At 64.5% G+C, this 3,937-nt stretch carries 6 protein-coding genes; all 6 read left to right on the forward strand.

Annotated features, from left to right (window positions below):
- A partial coding sequence (locus E5W87_RS29485; protein WP_292405609.1) for an ABC transporter ATP-binding protein occupies nucleotides 1–633 on the forward strand: 633 nt, incomplete at its 5' end.
- Nucleotides 626–1,645 (forward strand): ABC transporter ATP-binding protein, encoded by a 1,020-nt coding sequence (locus tag E5W87_RS29490; RefSeq protein WP_292405612.1) that lies wholly within the window; start codon nucleotides 626–628, stop codon nucleotides 1,643–1,645. The genes E5W87_RS29485 and E5W87_RS29490, both read left to right, overlap by 8 nt.
- 47 nt (nucleotides 1,646–1,692) lie before the next feature.
- Nucleotides 1,693–2,295: a dihydroxyacetone kinase subunit DhaL gene (gene dhaL, locus E5W87_RS29495; RefSeq protein ID WP_292405628.1), complete on the forward strand. Its 603-nt coding sequence runs from the start codon at nucleotides 1,693–1,695 to the stop codon at nucleotides 2,293–2,295.
- Nucleotides 2,292–2,681, forward strand: a complete 390-nt coding sequence (gene dhaM / locus E5W87_RS29500; RefSeq protein WP_292405617.1) for a dihydroxyacetone kinase phosphoryl donor subunit DhaM — start codon at nucleotides 2,292–2,294, stop codon at nucleotides 2,679–2,681. The genes dhaL and dhaM overlap by 4 nt, the downstream gene beginning before the upstream one ends.
- Nucleotides 2,682–2,702: 21 nt before the next feature.
- Entirely contained in the window at nucleotides 2,703–3,005 is a 303-nt protein-coding gene (locus E5W87_RS29505; RefSeq protein WP_292405620.1) for an HPr family phosphocarrier protein, read from the forward strand.
- On the forward strand, nucleotides 2,989–3,937 hold a 949-nt coding region (locus tag E5W87_RS29510), incomplete at its 3' end, for a phosphoenolpyruvate-utilizing N-terminal domain-containing protein (RefSeq protein ID WP_292405623.1). The genes E5W87_RS29505 and E5W87_RS29510, both read left to right, overlap by 17 nt.

Raw genomic sequence — 3,937 nt, forward strand, 5'->3', positions numbered from 1 at the left:
GAGCCGCTCGGCACGCTCGACACCGAATTCCGCGATCTCATGGTCCATGAGCTGCGCGAACTGCACAACCGCATCCGCGCCACCACGGTCTACGTCACGCATGACCAGATGGAAGCGATGTCGATGGCCGACAAGATCGCGGTGATGAACCATGGCGTCATCGAGCAGTTCGGCACGCCACGCGAGATCTACGACCGGCCGGCGACCATGTTCGTCGCCGATTTCATCGGCTCGCCGCCAATGAATTTTTTGGGCTTTGGCGGTGGGCTTGCGAAAGGGGCCAGGGAAATCACCGTGCAAGGCGCCAAGGTGGCGGTGCCGCAGGTGCGCGAGGACATCGCGCCGACAGACATGGCTCTCGGCATCCGGCCGGAACACATCCGCTTCGACGACGCCTCGAAACTGCGCGGCGCCATCTACGGCACCGAATATCTCGGCACCACGCAGATCGTCGCGGTGGAGACGGCAGACGGCATCATCAAGGCGCGGGTCCCGGCCGAAATCCAGCTCAATGCGGGCGACCATGTCGGCCTGGCACTGAGCAGTACGCGGCTATCGCTGTTCGAAAAGGGCTCCGGCCGCGCGGTGAGAACCGCAATCCATGACGCAACCGCGGAGGTCCGCCATGGCTGACGTGCACATCCAACGCGTGACCAAAGCCTTTGGCGAGCATATCGCGGTGGACACTCTCGATCTGCACGTCGCCGATGGCGAATTCGTCGTGCTGCTCGGGCCGACCGGGGCCGGCAAGACCACGACGCTCCGGCTTATCGCCGGATTGGAACGGCCGGATACGGGCTCAATCCATATCGGCGGCCACGATGCGACAATGTTGTCGCCGGCCGAGCGCGACACCGCCTTCGTCTTCCAGCAATATTCGCTCTATCCGCATCTGTCGGTCTACGACAATTTGGCCTTTCCGCTGCGCTCGCCGGCGCGGCGGCTAAGCGAGGATGCGGTGCGCCGCCGCGTCGAGGATGTGGCCAAGATGGTGCGTATCCATCACAAGCTCTCCAACCGCTCCACCAAACTTTCCGGCGGCGAGATGCAGCGTGTCGCTATCGGTCGCGCGCTGGTGCGAAAGCCTTCGATCTACCTGATGGACGAGCCGCTGTCGTCGCTCGATGCCAAGCTGCGCGCCGACCTCCGGCTCGAGCTGAAGCGCATCCAAGCCGAGGTCGGCGCCACCATGCTTTATGTCACGCATGACCAGATCGAGGCGATGACGATGGCCGATCGCATCGGCATTCTCGCCGATGGCGTGCTGGTGCAGATCGGCACGCCGCGGACGATCTATTCCGAGCCGGCAAACCTTCATGTCGCCGCAAGGCTCGGCCAGCCGGCGATCAATCTGCTGCCGACCGGCCTGCTGCCCGATGGCGACATGCCGGCGGGAACCAAGACGATCGGCGCGCGTACAGAACATCTGTCGATCGGCAAGGCATCGAATGGCCCCGCCGACGGCGTTGTTAACTGGGTCGAGCATCTGGGCGACCAGAACCACCTTCATGTAAGCGTGGGGACCAAAAAACTGGTGACGCTGACCGACCCCGACATCCAACTGGAAAAGGGCGACAGGGTGATTATCCGCTACCGGGCGCCGCTGTTCTTCGACCAGGCCGGCAACAGGATTGCAAACCGATGAGCGCTGGGACGCTGGCCAAGACTGGGACGATGGACAAGACTGGGACGATGGACAAGGTTGACCTGATGACGCTGATATCAGCCACCGCCGACACGATTGCCGCCCACGCGAGCGAGCTAACCACGCTCGACCAGGCGATCGGCGACGGCGACCATGGGCTCAATATGAAACGCGGCTTCGAGGCGGTGCGGGCAGAAGCCGAGGCGTTCGCGGCAAAGCCGCTGCCGGAAGCGCTCAAGGCGATCGGCACCAAGCTGGTGATGACCGTCGGCGGGGCTTCGGGACCTTTGTTCGGCACACTGTTCATGGCGCTCGGCAAGGAGATTTCCGCAGAACCGAATCGCGCCAGTCTGGCGACGGCTTTCGGCAAGGCAATCGAAGCGGTGGCAGCCAGGGGGAAGTCGCAGGTCGGGCAAAAGACAATGCTCGACGTGCTGCAGCCGGTGCATGACGCCCTGCTGCAGGGAAAGACCGGGGCGGAAATCACTGACGCCGCCGACAGGGCAGCCGACGCCACCGTGCCGATGAAGGCCCTGCGCGGGCGCGCGTCGTTCCTCGGCGATCGCTCGATCGGCCATATGGATGCCGGCGGGCGCTCGGTCGCACTTCTGGTGCGGGCTGTCGTCGAAAGCATCGAGGGGCACGCATGAGCAATGTCGGCATCGTCATCGTATCGCACTCGCCGCTGGTGGCCGAGGGCACGGCCGACATGGTGCGCCAGATGGTCGGCGACGAAGTGCCGCTTGCTTGGTGCGGCGGAAACGGCCATGGCGGGCTGGGAACCAGTGTCGAGGCGATCATGAACGCCATCGACAAGGCCTGGTCGGAGGCGGGTGTCGCCATACTTGTCGATCTTGGCGGCGCCGAGACCAACAGCGAGATGGCGGTCGAGATGATCGGCGAGCCGCGCGCGCAGAAGATCATCGTCTGCAATGCGCCGATCGTCGAGGGCGCGGTGATGGCGGCGACGGAGGCTTCCGGCGGCGCTTCGCTCAGGGAAGTGGTGGCGACGGCACACGAATTGTCGCCGTCGTGAATGAACAGGAATTTTGACTCAATGTCCGCATCCGCAGAAGCCACCGTCCTGATCACTCACGAGGTGGGCCTGCATGCGCGCCCTTCAGTGAAGTTCACCAAGCTCGCCAAGACATTTTCGGCCGATGTCGAAGTGGCGCTCGCCGCCAACGGGCCTTGGTTCGATGCCAAGAGCATCGTCAAGGTCATGGCGGCCAAGGCGCCGAAAGGGACGGTTCTGCATATCCGGGCCAAAGGTGACGGTGCCGGCGAAGCGGTCGGCGCGCTGGTCGAGCTGGTGCGGCGCGATTTCGACGAGGGCGTGGACCATGCCCGAACCGCTTAGGCTGAAGGGGATTTCGGCCTCGGCCGGCTATGCCGAGGGGCCGCTGTTCAGCCTCGACCCGGTTGTCGCGCGCTATGCAGGCAAGGCAACGGCTGCTGAAGAGAAGGCTGCGCTCGAAACGGCGCTCGGCGTTGCGACAGGCCGGCTTGCCACGCTGATTGAAGCGAGCGCCGGCGACGCGGCCGACATCCTAGAATTCCAGATCGCCATGCTGGAGGACCATGCGTTGACCGGCCCGGCGTTTGCCAAAATCGCTTCCGGCCAGCCGGCCGATGCGGCCTGGCGGCAGGCACTGGATGCCGAGATCGCCGGCTACGAAACGTCGGACCAGGATTACTTCCGCGCACGCGCGGCCGATATGCGCGATATCAGAGATCAGGTGCTGCGCGCACTGACCGAAGACAGTGAGGCTGCTGCGCCGGCTGGGGCCATTTTCTACGGCGAGGACATCGCGCCGACGCGCTTTCTCGAAACCGACTGGAGTTCCGGCGGCGGCATCGCGCTGAAAGCGGGCAGTGCCGCCAGCCACGTCGCCATGCTGGCGCGCTCGCGCGGGGTGCCGATGATCGTGGGGCTTGGCGCTTGCCCAACCAATCCAGCCGGTGTCGCACTGCTCGACGCCGAGCACGGCGGCATCGTGCTGGCGCCGTCGAAAGCCGAGATCGAGGCGTTCCGCCTGTTGTCATCGTCCTTTGCGGCGCGTCGCGACAGAGCAGAAACTTTTTTGGCTCGGCCGGCGGTGACGAAAGCCGGCACGCCGGTGCGGGTGCAGGTCAACATCGCCGATCCGTCCGATGTCGACAGCATCGATGTTTCGACCTGCGATGGCGTCGGGCTGATGCGGACCGAATTCCTGTTCGGCAAGACGCTGCCGGACGAGGAAACGCAGTATCGCGCCTACCGCAAGGTGCTCGAATGGGCCGGTGAAAAAC

Source organism: Mesorhizobium sp. (assembly GCF_004962925.1).
Classification (GTDB): Bacteria; Pseudomonadota; Alphaproteobacteria; order Rhizobiales; family Rhizobiaceae; genus Mesorhizobium.

Bases quoted from the DNA above. Each gene is read 5' to 3' on its own strand.
- E5W87_RS29490 (WP_292405612.1), top strand. From the start codon at position 626: ATGGCTGACGTGCACATCCAACGCGTGACCAAAGCCTTTGGCGAGCAT.
- dhaL (WP_292405628.1), top strand. From the start codon at position 1,693: ATGGACAAGGTTGACCTGATGACGCTGATATCAGCCACCGCCGACACG.
- dhaM (WP_292405617.1), top strand. From the start codon at position 2,292: ATGAGCAATGTCGGCATCGTCATCGTATCGCACTCGCCGCTGGTGGCC.
- E5W87_RS29505 (WP_292405620.1), top strand. From the start codon at position 2,703: ATGTCCGCATCCGCAGAAGCCACCGTCCTGATCACTCACGAGGTGGGC.